We start from the raw sequence: 16657 nt of genomic DNA, 5'->3' as shown, positions 1-16657 counted from the left end.
TCGGGGGCTCGCGGCGAGACGGTGGCGCCGTCACTGATCGCCGTGGCGAACGGTTCCGGCCGCCGCCGCTTCCTCACCCGCGGGCGTGACGGAGGAGGACGACGCTTCGGCCGTGCCTGCGACGGGCGGCGCCGCGCACTCTGCTGTGGTGGGGATGAGCGACGTCTCGCCCTTGCCTGCGGTGGACGGCCCTCCCCTCCAGCGTGCAGGAGGGGAGGGCACCCAGAGTGAGGCTGGTCGGTCACACGGTGCGACGGGCGACGATCTTGCCCGCGTCGAGCTCCACGTGGGTGCCGGTGAAGCGGGAACGCATGCGGCGGTCGTGGGTGACGATCACCAGCGCGCCCGGGTAGTCGACCAGGGCCTCCTCGAGCTCCTCCACCAGCGCAGGAGACAGGTGGTTGGTGGGCTCGTCGAGGAGGAGCAGGTCGACGGGGTCGGTGACGAGGCGGGCGAGCTCGATGCGGCGGCGCTGGCCGTACGACAGCTCGCCGACCCGGAGCCGGAGGTCGGCGGGGCGGAACAGGCCCAGCGACAGGAGGGCGTCGGCGTGCTCCTCCGGGTCACCGGGGCGGCCGGAGGCGAAGGCTTGGAGCACGGTGAGTGCCGGGTTCCAGGGGGTTTCCTCCTGTCGCAGGTAGCCGACGGTGCCGTTGACGTGGACGGTGCCGGTGTCGGGGGTGAGCTCGCCGGCGAGGACGCGCATGAGCGTGGACTTGCCGGCGCCGTTGGGGCCGGTGACGAGCAGGCGTTCGCCGTACCCGATGCGCAGGCCGCCGGGCAGGTGCAGGCGGGAGGCGACGGTGACGTCGGTCAGCTCGGCCCTCGGGGGGAAGAGCTGGGTGAGCATGGTTTCGGCGATGGAGTGCCAGGGCTGGTCGAGGGTGGAGGGGCCGTCTGGGGTGGTCAGCGCGGCGGCGAGGCCGCCGAGGGCCGGTGATGGAGTCGAGAGGGCGGCATCACGCGAACCGCCGACCGGTCGCGCGCCCGGGTCCGCGGCGTCGAGCAAGCCGCCCGCCCGCGGCGAGCCCACTGCACCGGCGAGCGGTCCGCCCGACCCCGTGCCCGTACTCGTCGTGATCGAGGCGCTGAAGCGCAGCCGCTCCGGCGGTGCCACGACCGGGTCGCCCCGGAGGGCGTCCAGGCGCGCCTGTGATTGCCGGATGCGACCCATCGCCCCGTGGGAACGCCCGCGAGCACGCCAGGCGCCGATCCCGCCCATCCCCGCCTTGGACATCTTGCGAGGAATCGCCGCCATCCTCCCCGCGTTGGCCGCGACGAGGCCGCTGTGCCGTTCGACCTCCAGCACCCACTCCTCGTGCCGCCGCGCCCAGGCGGCGCGTTCGGCCGCCTTGGCGGCGAGGTAGCCGGAGTACCCGTTGCCGTAGCGCCGCACCTTGCCGAGGTCGACCTCCAGGATCACCGAGGTGATGCGTTCCAGGAAGACCCGGTCGTGGGTGATGGCGACGACGGTGCCGCGGTGGCCGCGCAGGTGCTGCTCCAGCCAGGCCACGGCCTGGTCGTCGAGGTCGTTGGTGGGTTCGTCGAGCAGGAGCAGTTCGGGTGCGGAGGCGAGGGTCGCGGCGAGGGCGAGCCGGGAGCGTTCGCCGCCCGACAGGCTGCCCAGCGTCCGTCCGCGGTCGAGCGACGGCAGGCCGAGCCCGTGCAGGGCGGCGTCGACCTGGTTGTCGGCGTCGTACCCGCCGCGGGCCTCGAAGCGGGCGATCAGCTCGCCGTAGGCCTCAAGGGTGGATTCGTCAAGGTTCTCCTCCATCGTGTGCAGGTCGGCCTCCAGGGTGCGGAGGTCGGAGAGGGCCAGGTCGATGGCCTCCTGGACGGTGGCCTCGGCGGGCAGGTCGAGGGTCTGGGCGAGGTAGCCGATCCCTCCGGGCGCGACCACGGTCAGCTCGCCGTTGTCGGGGGTCAGGGCCCCGGCGATGAGCTTGAGCAGCGTGGACTTCCCGGATCCGTTGTCGCCGATGACCCCGATCCGCTCGCCCGGCTTGACGGTGAGCGAGACCTGGTCGAGCACGACGCGGTCGTCGTAGCGCTTGGTGATGGAAGAGAGTGCGAGTTGCGCGGTGCGCATAAATAGTCCTCCTGGTTGCGTGCACGGGCGGATGTGCGGCGGAGCGCGTGCTCGACGCCTGCGGCGCTTACAGGAAGATCTGGTAACCCATGCCTGGAACACTACCCGGCAAACCAGCAAGACGCAACGTCTCGTCTCAAGAAATTTTGGAGGTGGCCTCCACCTGAATCGCCGTCGCGCGAGTGAGGAAGTCCAGGATCAGTTCCAATTGCTCGTCCGCATAGCCCGCGTACAGCTCGGCCAGGCCGTTGACCAGGGGCGCGAAGATCTCGTCGCCGCCCGAGAGCATCTCGTCGTTGAGCTCCACGATCACCCGCCGCCGGTCACGAGGATCCCGCACCCGCCGTACGAACCACTTCGCCTCCAGCCGGTCGAGCAACCCCGTCACCGAGGCGGGAGCCAGGCCGGTGAGCTTGACGATCTCCCCCGCGGTCAGAGGCCCGCGCCGTTGCAGCAGGTCGAGCGTCTTCTCCTCGCTCGCCCCCAGCCCCATGTGCGCGGCGACTGCGGTGTGGAACATGACCGCCGCGTTGCTGTTCTCCCGTCCGGCCACGACCAGGGCATCGAGGAGATTCTTTCGGTTTTCCGAAATATCTCTGGACACGATACCTCCGCGTTTGTCATTATTTCGTTAGACCGAACGAAAGGATACCACTATGAACGCTTTGATCATCGGATGCGGCATCGCTGGCCCTGTGACTGCTATGGCACTCCAGCGGGTGGGCATCGAGTCACGCATCTTCGAGGCCTACGGCGACGACGCGGCCGGCGTCGGCTCCTTCCTCAACGTCGCCTCCAACGGCCTCGACGCCCTGCGCACCCTCGGCGCCCACCACCAGGTCATGGCAGCAGGCATCCCCACTCCCACCATGATCATGTGGAGCGGCACGGGCAAACGTCTCGGCCAGGTGCCCAACGGCATGGCCCTCGACGACGGCACCGTCAGCCACACCATCCAGCGCGCCGACCTGTTCAGGATCGTCCGCGACGAAGCCCGGTCCAGGGGCATCGAGATCTCGTACGGCAAGCGCCTGGTCACCCTCGACGACACGGGATCCGAGGTCGTCGCCCACTTCGACGACGGCACCACGGCGACGGGCGACATCCTGATCGCCGCCGACGGGGTGCACTCGCGCACCCGCCAGCTGATCGCACCGGCGCAGCCGCGCTACAGCGGGCTGTACAGCTTCGGCGGCATCGTCCCTGACGGCGGCCTGCCGGGCGAGCCCGGCGAGTATCACATGGTCTTCGGCAAGAAGGCGTTCTTCGGCTACACCGTCGCCTCCGGCGGCGACACCTGGTGGTTCGCCAACCTGCCGAGCAAGATCGTCGAACGGCAGGACTGGAAGCCCCTGCTCATCGAGGCCTTCCGCGGCGACGCGAACGACTCGTCCGGCCTGATCGCCCGCAGCCGGATCGACACGGCGGTGCCCATCTACGACCTGGCTCCCCTGCCGACCTGGCACCGGGGCCGGGTGGTGCTCACCGGCGACGCCGCCCACGCCACCTCGCCCAGCGCGGGTCAGGGCGCCTCGCTCGCCATCGAGGACGCGCTCGTGCTGGCCGACTGCCTCAAGCGGGAGGCCGACCCGTTCGCCGCCTTCGAGGCGCGCCGCCGTGACCGGGTCGAGAAGGTGGTGGCCTACTCACGGCGGATCAGCAACAACAAGGCCGCCGGGCCGGTGGGCCGGGTGGTGCGCGACTCGCTGATGCCGTTCTTCCTCAGGAAGACGGCCAGCAGCGAGTCGCTGGCCTGGCTGTACCGCCACCACGTGGAGTTCTCACAGTGACGCGAGAGCCGCTTCGACCGAGTCCCGCCCGGCGGGCAGCAGGGGCAGCCGCACGTCGGCCGTCGCGATCATCCCCTGGGCGTGCAGCACGCCCTTGAGCACGGTGGGGTTCGGCTCGGCGAACAGCGCGCCCGACAGCCGAGCCAGCCTGGCACCGAGCGCCCGCGCCCGCGCCACGTCCCCCGCACCCCAGGCGCCGGCCAGTTCGACGAAGTCGCGCGTGGCCAGATGGGCGGAGGCCAGGATGCCGCCCGCCGCACCCAGCGCGAGCAGCGGCGAGACGAACACGTCGTCGCCCGCGAGCACCGAGAAGTCCTCGGGCAGATCTCCCAGCAGCGAAACGGCCGTTGCGTCGAGGCCGGAGGCGTACTTCACCCCGGCGACCATCGGCAGCCCGCCCAGGTGGCGCAGCGTCTCGGCGCCGACGCTCTGCCCGGTCCGATAGGGAATGTGGTAGATCACCAGCGGGACCGCCGTGGCCGCGGCCAGCGCCTCGAAGTAGGCCACCACCCCGCGCTCGCCGGGCCGTACGAAAGACGGCACCGTGACCAGCGCCGCGTCGGCCCGGAGCGACCGCAGGGTCTCGGCCGTGGCGCGCGGGTCGGGGCTCCCGCCGCCGACGATCAGCGTGGCGCCGTGCTCGCGCGCGGCCCGGGCCGCCACCTCCACGACGGCGGCGCGCTCCGCCTCGGTCAGCGTGGCGATCTCACCGGTGGTGCCCAGCGCGACCAGGCCGCTGGCGCCCTGGTCGAGGACGTGGTGGGCGAGCTTGTCGAGACCGGCCAGGTCGACCGAGCCGTCGGCGGCGAAGGGGGTGATCAGCGGTACGTGGATTCCTGCAAGCATGCCTCCACCATGCGGCGGCCTCATCGTGCAGGTCCAGTTCACGTTTGTGCTGTTGAGCGTAAGCTGATCTGATGCTGGACCCTCGCAAGCTCCGCCTCCTGCGCGAACTGGCCCATCGCGGCACGATCGCCGCCGTGGCCGAGGCGCTCACGTTCACCCCGAGCGCGGTTTCGCAGCAGTTGTCCGCGCTCGAACGTGAGGCGGGCGTGCCCCTGCTGGAGCGGACCGGCCGCACGGTCACCCTGACCCCGGCCGCGCACCTGCTGGTCGAGCACGCGCAAGCCGTACTTGAGCAGCTCGAACGCGCCGAAGCGGCGCTCCGGGCGGTGACAGAGGGGCCGCGCGGGCCGCTGCGGATCGGCGCGTTCCCCACGGCCGCCCGCACCCTGCTCCCGCCCGCCCTCGCCGGGCTGCCGCCCGGCCTGGAGCCGATGGTCACCGAGATCGATCCGGCCGACGTCTCGGCGGCGCTGCGCGCGGGCGAGCTGGACGTGGCGCTGATCCATGAGTACGACTTCGTCCCGCCGATCACCGATCGCAGCGTCGAGACCCACGCCTTGTTCAGCGAGGCGGTCTTCCTGACCCAGCGCGCGAGCCTGGAGGAGGCCCGCGACGATCCGTGGATCCTCGCCAAACCCGGCACGCTCTGCCACACCATGACGATCCGGGCCTGCCAGGCGGCCGGGTTCGAGCCGCGGGCGCGCCATCATCTCGACGACTTCGACACGGTCCTGGCCTTCGCCGCCGCCGGGCAGGGCGTCGCGCTGGTGCCGGAACTGGCGGCGCGCTCACCCCACCCGGGCGTACGGCTGACGCCGCTGCCGATCAGCCGCCGCACGTTGATCGCCTTCCGGCGAGGATACGGCGGGCATCCGGCGGTCAGCGCGTTCCATCAGGTGATGGCGGGGATGACGGTGTTCCAGAGCAGCTGATCGACGGTCGCGGTGTCGTTGTTGTAGAGCCCGGCGGTCGCCGCGATGACCACCTTGCGCGCCGGGAAGACGATCAGGCGCTGCCCGCCGTTGCCGAAGCCGCCCCGCCAGCCGTCGCCGACATACCACTGCATGCCGTACGAACCGCCGTCCTCGCGCTTGATCATCGGCTCCAGGGGCACCTCCATCGCGAACCGCCCGATCGCGGCGAGCTCGCGGGGCGCGAGCCGCAGGCCCGATGCGGCCAGCACCACGCCGTCGGCTCCACGCGACCACTCCCACGACGAGATGCCGAGCGGCCGGAAGAGCCTGGCGTCCGCGTACTCCTCCAGCGGCAGGCTCGTGCCCTTCTCGATGATGCGCCCCACCAGGGCCGACGCGCCGCCGGTGTAGTGCCATCCCGTGCCGGGCTCCTGGACCAGCGGCTGCTCCAGGATGTAGCGGTAGCGGTCGGGCGCCATCTCCATGGCGATCTCGCTGTTGGCGATGCTGGTGTACGGCACGCTCTCGTCCCAGTGCAGGCCCAGGGTCATGGTGAGGGCGTGCTGGATCGTGAGGGCGTCCTTGCCTGAGATGTCGCCATATTCGGGGAACTGCTCCATCAGACTCGCGGAGGGCTCGGGCACCGCCCCCTCGGCGAGCGCCGTACCGTACAGCAGGCCGACCACGCTCTTGCTAACCGACCGGATGTCGTGCGGCGTCTCCGGGCCGAACCTCACGTGTCCGAGCGCCTCGTCGAGCCGGTAGTCCTCGCCCTCGCCGTACCTCTCGAAGATCAGCTCGTCACCCTGGAGAACGACGAGTCCGTGCAGGTCGGGGTGCCACCAATCAGCTGTCATGTTGTCTTTCTAGGGCATGACACCGTGTGAGGGTCCATCCTGACCCATACCAGTTGAGATTTGTTGGAACAAATGGCAAGAAAGCCCTGGAAATGCGGCGGAGAGTGCGCATACTGAAGGAACCCAGTCCAGGAGCGTCCTCATGCGGAAGACACCCCCACGCATGGCCACGGAGGACGAGCAGCTCGAAACGAGCCACTTCCTCCACCTCGCAGCGGTGGACTTCACCGGCATCTACGCGGTTCACCTCGCCGCCAAGGATGAACGGCTGAAAATGACCAGGCTGGCGATGAGCCTGCTGTCCGCGCCCTTCGCGGCGGCGATCGCGCTGGCCAGCACCAAGGTCGTCGACCCGGCCAGCCTGACCAGCTGGGAGACCGTGCCCTGGTACCTGTTCGCCCTGGTCGCGGCCTTCGGGGTGCTCGGCGTGCTGCCGTTCCTGCGCATGATCGAAGCCGTCGACGCGCACGCCAGGACCGCGCGGGCGCTCAACAACTTCCGCCTGCTCTACACCGGACGGCTCAAGAAGGATCTCAACTGGTCGCCCAACCTGCCGACCAACCCGCAGTTCCCAGAGACCTACGCGCCGCTCACCTGGCCCGGCATCAACGTCATGATGCTGGCCATCGCCAACTCCGCCTACCTCACCGTCGGCGTCACCGGCCTGGCCCGCCAGTCACCCAACTTGACCCTGCTGCTGATCAGCATCCTGATGGTCGCGCTGCTCCACTATTCGGTCTACTACGTGCGCTGCAACATCTCCAGGCGGAGGCGTTACCCATGATCGAACAGGCCTCCTGCGGTGAGGCGTGGTTCTGGCTGATGCGCCATGTCCAGGCGTACGGCACGCTGGCCGACGACGACCGCGGGCCCGTCCTCGAGGCTCCGGCGGTGCTCTTCTCCATCAAGCAGGTGGACCGGCGCGACCCGCTCATCGAGCGGTACGGCGACGCGGCCAAGGCTGCCCTCTACGCCAGGAAATTCACCGAGAACGAGGTCGTGGCGCCCTTCAAGTACAGCTACGGGGAACGCATCAACGGCCAGGTCCAGTGGGCGAGCGAGGTGCTGCGGGCCAAGCCGTACAGCAAGAGCGCGTGGATCTCGCTCACCCGGCCGGCCGAGCCGGCCAACGAGGTGCCCTGCCTGACCGGGGTGGCGTTCCGGATCAGGCAGGAGCGGCTGGTGATGACTGCGGCCTTCCGGTCGCAGAACGCTTACACGAGCTATCTGAACTATGTGCCGCTCGCAGACGTCCAGGCCGGGATGGCGCGGATTCTCGGCCTGGGCTGCGGCTCCATGCGGATCTTCGTGGATGTGCCCCATCTGTACCTCGCCGACCTCGGCCAGGTGTCGGGGCTGATGCGCCGCTACGTCGCCTGACCCTGGCGTGATGGTCAGGACTTGGCGGCGGCCGTGGCGGCGCTCAGGGGCGCGGCGATCTCCTCCAGCCCCTTGCGCTCGGCCTTCACCCCCAAGAACAACTCCACGATCCCGCCGAAGATCATCACGATGGCGCCGATCGTGAAGGCCAGCGCCGTGTTGCCCGGCACCCCCGTCTCCACGAGCGAAGCGAAGATCAGCGGCCCGGCGATGCCGCCCGCCGCGGTGCCGATGGCGTAGAAGAACGCGATCGCCATCGCCCGCGTCTCCATCGGGAAGATCTCGCTCACCGTCAGATAGGCCGCCGAGGCGCCCGCCGAGGCGAAGAACAGCACCACGCACCAGCACGCCGTCAGCGTCACCGCGGTCAGCACGCCCTGGTTGAACAGCCACGCCGTACCCAGCAGCAACACCCCGGACCCGATGTAGGTCGCCGAGATCATCGGCACCCGGCCGACCGTGTCGAACAGCGGCCCCAGCAGCAGCGGGCCGAGCAGGTTGCCGACACAGATGACGGCGAAGTAGTAGCCCGCGTTCGTGTCGATCTTGAAGAACGTCGACAGGATCTGCGCGTAACCGAAGGTGATCGCGTTGTAGAGGAACGCCTGGCCCAGGAAGAGCGACAGACCCAGAATCGTGCGCTTGGGGTAGAGCGCCACCATCGTGTGCGCGATGCGGACGAAGCCGATCGAGTGGCGGGTGTGGATCGTCATCTCCTGCTGCGGCTCCTCCAGCCGCTCGCCCGTCTCGCGCTCCACCTCGTCCTCGATGCCGCGCACGATGCCCTCGGCCTCGTCACCCCGGCCGTGGATGAACAACCACCTCGGGCTCTCCGGCACGTGCCGCCGCACCAGCAGGATGCCGATGCCCAGCACCACACCCAGCCCGAACGCGATGCGCCAGCCGACGTTGACGGCGAAATTGTTCAACAGCGGGACGGTCAGCAACGCGCCCGCCGCCGCGCCCAGCCAGAAGCTGCCGTTGATGATGATGTCGATGCGGCCGCGATGCCTGCTCGGGATCAGCTCGTCGATCGCGGAGTTGATCGCCGCGTATTCACCGCCGATGCCGAAACCCGTCATGAAACGGAACAGGAAGAACCACCAGGCGCTGAAGGAGAACGCCGTCATCGCGGTGGCGACCAGATAGACGAGCAAGGTGATGATGAACAGCTTCTTGCGGCCGAACTTGTCGGTCAGCCAGCCGAAGAACAACGCGCCCGTACACGCTCCCGCCACGTAGAGCGCCGCTGCCAGACCCGCGACCTGGGCTTGGGTGATCTCGACCCCACTGCCGGGCTTGGCCAGCTGGGCGGAGAGATTGCCCACGATCGTCACTTCCAGGCCGTCGAGGATCCAGACGGTTCCGAGGCCGATGACGATCATCCAATGCCAGCGCGACCAGGGGAGGCGGTCAAGGCGGGCCGGGACTTTGGTGGAGACAGTACCCGTCGTCATAAGCGTGACGCGCTACCCATAACACCGCAAGAGATGCTCAACCTCGCTGCAATCCTCACTCGCTAGATTGCGGGGAATGAGAGCCCGCATCAGCGTGATCGCCAGCTACCTTCCGGCCAGGACGCTCACCAGCGACGAGGTGGAGCAGTCGGTGTCGGGGTACCGGCCTCCGCGCGGGATCGTCGAGCGCATGACGGGCATCCGCCGACGGCACGTGGCCGCGCCGGGACAACAGGCATCGGACCTGGCGGCGGAGGCGGCCCTCCGCATCCTCGCCCCGCTCGCGGAGCGTGGCGGCCCGCGAGGGTCCGCGGTACGGCTCGGCACATCGGACGGACGGCTGGGCTCGCCGGATGGACGGCTGGGCTCGGACGCGCCTGGTGGGAGACTTGGCTCGAATGCGCCCGGCGTAGGGCTGGGCTCGGCGGCGCCCGACGTAAGGCTGGGCTCGGGAGCGCCCGAGGCGAGGCACGGCGTGCAGACCCCGGGCGTAAGGCCGGGCCCGCAGACGCTCGGCGGACGGCCTGACTCGCAGACGGCAGGCGTGCGGCTTGGCACGCAGGGGCCTGGCGTGGAGGCGCCTGGCGTGCAAGGGCCTGGCGTACAGGGGCGTGGCGTGCAGAGGCGTGGCGTGCAGGGGCCGGGCGTGCAGGGGCGTGGAGAGGGAGGCGCGGGTCAGAGCGGGCAGCCGGAGGTGCGGTGGGCTGATGGGGTGGTGCGGCCGGTGGAGCGCGGGGACATCGACCTGCTGATCTTCGCCTCCGCCTCCCAAGACATGGTCGAGCCCGCCACCGCCCACATCGTCGCCGCCAAGCTCGCCCTCACCTGTCCCGTCTTCGACGTGAAGAACGCGTGCAACAGCCTCCTCAACGGCATCCAGATCGCCGAAGCGCTCATCCTCACGGGCGCGCACCGGCGGGTGCTCGTCTGCACGGGTGAGACGCCGTCGCGCGCCATTCGCTGGCAGGTGCGCGACCGCGCGCAGTTCGTCGACTCGTTCGCCGGATACACGCTCTCGGACTCGGGAGCCGCAGTCCTGGTCGAGGCGGATGCCGACCGGGGCATCTTCTACCGCGGCTTCTCGGCCGACTCCACCGCCTGGGCCATCGGCACTCTGCCGGGCGGTGGGTCGGCGCATCCGCGCGATCCCGACTACTCCTACTTCCGCGGTGACGGCCGGCGGCTGAAGGAGGCGTTCGAGCTCGTCGGGCCCGACCTCTTCCTGGACGCGTTGAAGCGCACCGGGATGCACTGGGACGACTTCGCCATGGTCGCCGTGCACCAGGTGGCGCTGCCGTACCTGGACTTCCTGGCCCGGTCGCTGGACATCCCCGAGGACAAGCTGGTGGTGACGCTGCCCGAGCACGGTAACTGCGCATCGGCCACCCTCCCCCTGCAGCTGTCGCTCGGCCCGTGGCAGGCGGGTGACCGGGTCGCCTTACTGGGGCTGGGCGGCGGGATCAGCCTGGGTGTGATGCTGGCGGAGATGTGACCAGGTTCCTGGATCACGAGGCACGGCTCTATCTGGCGGCGCATCCCTTCGCCTATCCGTTGCTGCGGCTGCTCGCGCGGCTGGGGCCGGTGGTGAGGGTGCCGAGGCTGGGCGTGGTGGTCAACGACGCGGCGGTGGCTCGGCGGGTGCTGATGGATCCTGCCTTCCGCAAGGACGGGCCCGGCTCGCCCGGCGACCTGTGGACGCCGGTGCTGGGACCGTCGGTGCTGCTCAACATGGAGGGCGAGGCGCATGCCGCGCTCCGGGCGAAGCTTGCGCCGTTGTTCGTGCCCGCGACGGTGCGGGCGCTGGTGGCCGACGTGCTCGCGAGACCGCTCGACGAGCTCGAGGCCCGGCTGGCGCGGGGCGAGACAGTCGACCTGGTGGACACGATGCGGCTGATGGCCGGGGCGGTGATCTGCAGGGTCATCGGGCTCGGCGAGGTGTCGGAGGAGCGTGCGCGGGAGCTGTTCGCCGATGGGGAGCGGGTGGTCTCGATGGTGTCGCTGCGCACCCGCAGCCTGTCGGGGCGGCAGGTGAAGGTGGCCAGGGAGGTGCTTGACCGGATCGGCGACATCGCCTCGGCTGCCTATCGTGACGGGGATCCGGGCACGGTGATGGGGCGGATGAGCGAGCTGGGGTTGTCGGAGGCGGAGGCTCGGGGGGCGGCGGGGGCGTTCTTTCTCACGGGGACGGAGACGGTGGCGACGTTCGTGCCGCGGTTGGTGGCGTTGCTGCACGATCACGGGTTCTTGGGGTCTGGTGGCGGGCGCGCCGAAGGGGCTGCGGGCGAGCGCGACGACAGGCGGGGGGATGGGTGCCTTGAAGAGCATGGCGGCGGTAGCGAGCCAGGTGTCGTTCTCGACCGTGACCATGGTCACGGCCTCGCCGTCGACCTTGGTCGGGCGATCGAGGAGGCCATGAGGATCACCACCCCCACCCCCGTCATGCTCCGTTCGGTGTCTCGCGCGGCGCGGGTCGGGGACGTGGGTGTGCGCCCCGGCGACCGGGTGATGATCGTGACGCACAACTGCGCTCGTGCCGCCGGGGGCTTCGACCCGACGCGTAGGCATCCGCCCGAGCTGAGGCGGCTGTGGTTCGGCGCGGGGGCGCATTTCTGCATCGGCTATCCGCTGGCTGTGGAGGAGATCAAGGCCGTGGCCTCCGTGGTGCTCCGGACGGAGGTCACGGTGGTGCGCCGGAGGGCGGCGCGCGGGGTGCTGCTGCCGACCTATGCCGAGCTGCTCGTGCGAAGGGTCGAACCCCGTGACGCCCGCTGACCGAGGAGCGAGGCGGGGCGCGGGCCAGGTAGCGAGGCGGGGCGCGGGGCAGGGCGCGAGGCAGGGCGCGAGGCAGGGCGCGAGGCAGGGCGCGAGGCAGGGCGAGGCGCAGGGCGCGGGGCGAGAAGACGGCCCACGAGTCGAGCCAGGAGGCGGGCCGCGCGTCGGGCCACGAGTCGGCTCGCAAGGCGGGCCAGGAGCTGGGATGGGAGCTGACCCGAGAGACGACCTGTGAGACGACCTAAGAGACGACCGACGTGCTGACCAAGCAGGAGGAGCCCCATGAGACTGGCCGTCACCGGAGCCTCCGGCTTCGTGGGTGGCGCTGTGGTCAGGGCCGCGGTGGCGAAGGGCTGGCAGGTGCATGCCTTCGGCCGCCGCCGCCGGGCCGACGGCCTGCCGCCAGGCGTGCCGTACCGGTCGTGGGATCTCACCAGGGGCGCGCCCCCAGCCCTCGACGTGGACGCCGTGGTCCATTGCGCCGGCAGCGTCACCGACTGGGGACCGCCCGCGGAGATCTGGCGCGCCAACCTCCTGGGCACCGAGGCGGCCGTCAGCGCCTTCCCCGACGCGGTCTTCGTGCACGTCAGCACGGCGAGCGTCTATGACCCGTTCCGCCCCACGGTGATGGCGAAGGAGGAACAGGCGCCGGTAGCGAGATATGTGAACGCCTATGGCGCGTCGAAGGCGGCCGCGGAGCGGGCGGTGATGGGCCGGGCGGTCATCCTCAGGCCTCACGCGATCTACGGCCACGGGGACACCACGCTCCTCCCGAGGGTGTTGCGGGCGGTCAGGGGCCGCCATCTTCTCGCGGTCGGGACGGGTGCTCAGCGGGTGAGCCTCACGTCTGTGGATAACCTCGCGCAAGCCTGCCTGCTGGCCGTGGACAGCCGCCCGGGGGTGTACAACGTGACCGACGCGGAGCCGCTCACCCTTGATGAGGCGCTGCGTGCGATCCTTCGTCACCGGTCCGTCAGGGCCACCCCGCGCTACATCCCGGAGAAGCCCGCCCTGGCGCTGGCCACCCTCAGCGAGGTGTTGTCGAAGCGCCCGACCTTGACCCGGTATGCCGTGGGCCACCTGGCCGTCGAGCGCACACTGGACATCACGGCGGCGAGGAGGCATCTGGGCTATGACCCGTCGCCCACCTCGTTCGAGGGCGCCTCCGCCTGGTGATCCTCGCGGGGTCGCCGGGCCTCGACGAGCCACGTGGCGAACCATGGCCCGCCGTACCAGTAGCGCCACCCGAGGTCGCGCCGCCGCACGTCGGTCACGCCGAGCCCGCGCAGCACGTTTTCGTACTCCAGCGCATGCCGCACGTCCGCCAGCAACAATCGCCCGCCGGGCCTGACCACCCGCAGCGCCTCCCCCACGGCCTCGGCCCGGTCGCCGGCGGTGGCCAGGTCCTTGAAGGCCAGCCCTGACACCGCGACGTCGAAGCGGCGATCGTCGAACGGCAGCGCCCGCAGGTCGCCGGTGACCACTTCGACCAGGTCGTCGACCCCTTCGAGGGCGGCGTTGCGCGCGGCCGCGTGGACGGCGCCGGGCGCGTGGTCCACGCCGACGGCCCGCCCTGACTCCAGCCGCCGCGCCGCCGACATCAGGACGGCGCCGCGCCCGCATCCCAGGTCGAGCACCTGCTCGGCCCCGCCGAGCTCCAGCACCCGGGACCAGACCGCGAACTTGCCGCGCCGCTCGGTGTACGCATAGCTGAAAGCACTCATAGCCGTGTAAAGCGCACCCACGACGAACGCCACCCCTGCCGCGATGATGTCGGCACGGAAGGAGAGCACGGCCAGCCCTGCCAGCAGCAGCGCTCCCACGATCAGCCCGAAGAAGGGCACCGGCGCGTCGAATCCGTATCGTCCCCGCATACCCACATCAAGTCCTGGACAGGTCTTGCGCTGAATTGACGTGACCCAATCTGCACGTTGGCCCACCCATCCGACTTCCGTTACTAACCTGTGATAGATCTGCTGGTAACGGGGGTTGAACAGGCATGAAACAGTTTGGCCTCGGCCGGAGCGTGGCGCTGACGCTCGCATCGGCCGTGTTGTGGGGCGTGGCCCATCTGGTCGTGGGTCTGCGGCGAACGGGCCTGGCCCTCATGGGCGCGTACGCGATCGTCCTGGCCACGGTGCTCATCGCCGTGTTCGGCTTCGGCGACCGTCTGCTTCCGCTTGCCGTACAGCCAGGGTGGCTCACCGCGATGACCGTCGGCCTAGCCGTGGTGGCGATCACCTGGTCAGCAGTCATCATCTGGTCCTTCATCCTCGTCCGGCCCACTTCCCCTACCCCGGTCGGCCAGATGTTGACCATCGGACTGGCGGCCTCGCTCTGCGCACTGATCATCGCGCCCAGCGCCTACGCCGCGCGCCTGGCCTACCTCTCGCACGACGTGGTGACGACGCTCTTCTCGCCGTCGGCGAGCGCGCCGGTGCTGGCCGAGGACCCCTGGAACGGCGCGAAGCGGGTCAACATCCTGCTCATCGGCGCCGACGCCGCGCCGAACCGGCCGGGCGTGCGCACCGACAGCATGACCGTGGCCAGCGTCGACACCGCCACCGGCGCGGCGACCCTGTTCGGCCTGCCGCGCAACCTGGAGAACGTCCCGCTGCCCGCCGGCCCGGCCCGCGAACGTTTCCCGAGCGGCTTCTCCGGTGAGGGCGACTACACGCCGAACCTGCTCAACGAGGTCTTCCAGTACGCCGAGGACTACCCGGAGATGGTGCCGGGCGTGCACAAGGGCAAGCGGGGCCCGACCCTGCTGAAGTCGACCGTCAGCGGCATCCTCGGCATCCCGGTCGAGTACTACGCGATGGTCGACATGAAGGGCTTCGCCGAGATCATCGACGCGATGGGCGGCGTGAGGGTCACCATCAAGGAGCCGATCACCTTCGGCAAGTACAACGAGGGCTACCTGGCCGCCGGCACCCGCAAGCTGTCGGGCCAGGAGGCCCTCTGGTACGGCAGGAGCCGGACGAACAGCGACGACTACGTGCGCATGGGCCGCCAGAAGTGCCTGCTCAACGCGGTGGCCAAGCAGGCCGACCCGATCACCGTGCTCAACAGCTTCGAGAAGCTCGCCGGCGCCGCCAAGCGGGCCATCTCGACGGACGTGCCGCAGAGCCTGCTGCCCGCCCTGATCGACCTGTCGATGAAGGTCAAGGGCACCCAGATCAAGAGCCTGCAGTTCGTGCCGCCGCTGATCAGCACCGTCTATCCGGACTGGGCGCTGATCAAGCAGCGGGTCAGGGTCGCCCTGGCCGAGAAGCCCGCCACGAAGACGGCGACCACCCGGCAGACCTCCTCGACGCACGGCACCTCACCCGACAAGCCGGTGTCGCTCGACAGCACCTGCGGCTAGCCCTGGCCGGCCAGTCACGCGTGCAGCGCCCACACGGTGGATAGGCCCTGCACGCGTTAACTCTCCCCAATTCCTACTTGACGTAAAGGAAATATAGGTCTTGGATGTGCACATAGCCGACTTATTAAGTAGGAATTAGGGAGTAGCCATGAAGATCCGCACCGTGGTCGCCGCGCTGGCACTGATGACCGCGGCAGCCTGCGGAAGCGCCACGGAGAGCCCTGGGGGCACCACCGGCAGCACCGCCAAGGAGGTGCGCCTCGGCTACTTCCCGAACATCACGCACTCCACCGCCCTGGTCGGCACCGAGAAGGGCCTGTACGCCAAGCACCTGGGCGTCCCGGTCAAGACCAGCACCTTCAACGCCGGCCCCGCCGCCATCGAGGCGATTTTCTCGGGCGCCATCGACGCGACGTACATCGGCCCGAACCCGGCCATCAACGCCTGGGCCAAGTCCAAGGGCGAGGCCATCAAGATCGTCGCCGGCTCGGCCTCCGGCGGCGTCTACCTGGTCACCAAGCCCGAGATCAACGGCGTCGCCGACCTCAAGGGCAAGAAGATCGCCACCCCCCAGCTCGGCAACACCCAGGACGTGGCGCTGCGCTACTGGCTCAAGCAGAACGGCCTGAACACCGACACCAAGGGCGGCGGCGACGTGCACATCGTCCCGCAGGAGAACGCCCAGACCCTGCAGACCTTCGCCACCGGCGACATCGACGGCGCCTGGGTGCCCGAGCCCTTCGCCAGCCGCCTGGTCCTGGAGAGCAAGGGCAAGATCCTGCTCGACGAGCGTGAGCTCTGGCCCGGCAAGCAGTTCGTGATCACCCACCTGATCGTGCGCCAGGCCTGGGCCAAGGAGAACCCCGACCTGCTCAAGAAGCTCATCGAGGCGCACGTCGAGGCGACCACGTTCATCAACGACGACCCGGCCGCCGCCGCGACCACCGTCAACGCCGCGATCGAGAAGCTGACCCAGAAGCCGCTGAAGCAGGAAGTGCTCGACAGCGCGTTCAAGAACATCACCTTCACCAACGACCCGATCGCCTCCTCCCTGACCGGCAGCGCCGAGCACGCCATCGAGGTCGGGCTGCTGGAGCCGGTCGACCTGAACGGCATCTACGACCTGAAGATCCTCAACGAGGTCCTGGCGGCCCAGGGCCAGCAGTCGATCAAGGACAAGTGACG

Annotated in this window: 15 protein-coding genes; 9 read left to right on the top strand and 6 right to left on the bottom strand. The window is 69.7% G+C overall.

Translation table 11 applies throughout. The features are described from left to right. Nucleotides 1-241: 241 nt before the first annotated feature. Both ACIBH1_RS35970 and ACIBH1_RS35965 read right to left on the bottom strand, forming a co-directional pair. Nucleotides 242-2089 (bottom strand): ABC-F family ATP-binding cassette domain-containing protein, encoded by a 1848-nt coding sequence (locus tag ACIBH1_RS35970; protein ID WP_397318481.1) that lies wholly within the window; start codon nt 2087-2089, stop codon nt 242-244. 136 nt (nt 2090-2225) lie between these two features. Then, on the bottom strand, nt 2226-2609 hold the full coding sequence (locus ACIBH1_RS35965; protein ID WP_397318480.1) for a MarR family transcriptional regulator: 384 nt from the start codon (nt 2607-2609) through the stop codon (nt 2226-2228). A gap of 136 nt (nt 2610-2745) precedes the next feature. Between ACIBH1_RS35965 and ACIBH1_RS35960 the strand changes: the two genes are divergently transcribed. Beyond that, the gene (locus ACIBH1_RS35960; protein ID WP_397318479.1) at nt 2746-3879 is read left to right on the top strand and encodes an FAD-dependent monooxygenase; all 1134 of its coding nucleotides are present in this window, start codon (nt 2746-2748) and stop codon (nt 3877-3879) included. On the opposite strand, the gene ACIBH1_RS35955 is transcribed toward ACIBH1_RS35960, so the two are convergent. Continuing rightward, the gene (locus ACIBH1_RS35955) at nt 3871-4725 is read right to left on the bottom strand and encodes a dihydrodipicolinate synthase family protein (RefSeq protein WP_397318478.1); all 855 of its coding nucleotides are present in this window, start codon (nt 4723-4725) and stop codon (nt 3871-3873) included. The two genes, ACIBH1_RS35960 and ACIBH1_RS35955, sit on opposite strands and share 9 nt — an antisense overlap. A gap of 71 nt (nt 4726-4796) precedes the next feature. Between ACIBH1_RS35955 and ACIBH1_RS35950 the strand changes: the two genes are divergently transcribed. Beyond that, nucleotides 4797-5657 carry a LysR substrate-binding domain-containing protein gene (locus ACIBH1_RS35950; protein ID WP_397318477.1) on the top strand — a complete coding sequence of 287 codons (861 nt, stop codon included), beginning with the start codon at nt 4797-4799 and terminating at the stop codon, nt 5655-5657. On the opposite strand, the gene ACIBH1_RS35945 is transcribed toward ACIBH1_RS35950, so the two are convergent. Beyond that, nucleotides 5618-6496, bottom strand: coding sequence for a serine hydrolase domain-containing protein (locus tag ACIBH1_RS35945; RefSeq protein WP_397318476.1), 879 nt, complete (start codon nt 6494-6496; stop codon nt 5618-5620). The genes ACIBH1_RS35950 and ACIBH1_RS35945 overlap by 40 nt on opposite strands. A 142-nt stretch (nt 6497-6638) precedes the next feature. Here ACIBH1_RS35945 and ACIBH1_RS35940 point away from each other — a divergent pair, with 142 nt between their 5' ends. Next, nucleotides 6639-7280, top strand: coding sequence for a hypothetical protein (locus tag ACIBH1_RS35940; RefSeq protein ID WP_397318475.1), 642 nt, complete (start codon nt 6639-6641; stop codon nt 7278-7280). After that, nucleotides 7277-7876 (top strand): hypothetical protein, encoded by a 600-nt coding sequence (locus ACIBH1_RS35935; RefSeq protein ID WP_397318474.1) that lies wholly within the window; start codon nt 7277-7279, stop codon nt 7874-7876. The genes ACIBH1_RS35940 and ACIBH1_RS35935 overlap by 4 nt, the downstream gene beginning before the upstream one ends. Nucleotides 7877-7890: 14 nt before the next feature. On the opposite strand, the gene ACIBH1_RS35930 is transcribed toward ACIBH1_RS35935, so the two are convergent. Then, complete coding sequence (locus ACIBH1_RS35930) at nt 7891-9261, bottom strand: MFS transporter (RefSeq protein WP_397318473.1); 1371 nt, start codon at nt 9259-9261, stop codon at nt 7891-7893. A gap of 148 nt (nt 9262-9409) precedes the next feature. On the opposite strand from ACIBH1_RS35930, the gene ACIBH1_RS35925 reads away from it, so the two are divergent. The 3 genes from ACIBH1_RS35925 to ACIBH1_RS35915 all read left to right on the top strand — a co-directional run bounded on the left by ACIBH1_RS35925 (nt 9410) and on the right by ACIBH1_RS35915 (nt 13281). Continuing rightward, nucleotides 9410-10825, top strand: a complete 1416-nt coding sequence (locus ACIBH1_RS35925) for a 3-oxoacyl-ACP synthase III family protein (RefSeq protein ID WP_397318472.1) — start codon at nt 9410-9412, stop codon at nt 10823-10825. Continuing rightward, nucleotides 10822-12105, top strand: coding sequence for a cytochrome P450 (locus ACIBH1_RS35920; protein ID WP_397318471.1), 1284 nt, complete (start codon nt 10822-10824; stop codon nt 12103-12105). The genes ACIBH1_RS35925 and ACIBH1_RS35920 overlap by 4 nt, the downstream gene beginning before the upstream one ends. A gap of 282 nt (nt 12106-12387) precedes the next feature. Beyond that, a complete protein-coding gene (locus tag ACIBH1_RS35915) occupies nt 12388-13281 on the top strand; it encodes an NAD-dependent epimerase/dehydratase family protein (RefSeq protein WP_397318470.1) in 894 nt (297 codons plus the stop codon). On the opposite strand, the gene ACIBH1_RS35910 is transcribed toward ACIBH1_RS35915, so the two are convergent. After that, entirely contained in the window at nt 13236-13979 is a 744-nt protein-coding gene (locus ACIBH1_RS35910) for a class I SAM-dependent methyltransferase (RefSeq protein WP_397318469.1), read from the bottom strand. The genes ACIBH1_RS35915 and ACIBH1_RS35910 overlap by 46 nt on opposite strands. A 125-nt stretch (nt 13980-14104) precedes the next feature. Between ACIBH1_RS35910 and ACIBH1_RS35905 the strand changes: the two genes are divergently transcribed. Together ACIBH1_RS35905 and ACIBH1_RS35900 are read left to right on the top strand one after the other, a co-directional pair. Then, nucleotides 14105-15472: an LCP family protein gene (locus ACIBH1_RS35905; RefSeq protein ID WP_397318468.1), complete on the top strand. Its 1368-nt coding sequence runs from the start codon at nt 14105-14107 to the stop codon at nt 15470-15472. A gap of 148 nt (nt 15473-15620) precedes the next feature. Next, nucleotides 15621-16655 (top strand): ABC transporter substrate-binding protein, encoded by a 1035-nt coding sequence (locus tag ACIBH1_RS35900; RefSeq protein WP_397318467.1) that lies wholly within the window; start codon nt 15621-15623, stop codon nt 16653-16655. The last annotated feature ends 2 nt before the right edge of the window (nt 16656-16657 follow it).

Source organism: Nonomuraea sp. NPDC050663, from assembly GCF_044456985.1.
Classification (GTDB): domain Bacteria; phylum Actinomycetota; class Actinomycetes; order Streptosporangiales; family Streptosporangiaceae; genus Nonomuraea.
The sequence above is the reverse complement of the archived record's forward strand: the minus strand, read 5'-3'. Positions and strand labels throughout refer to the sequence as shown.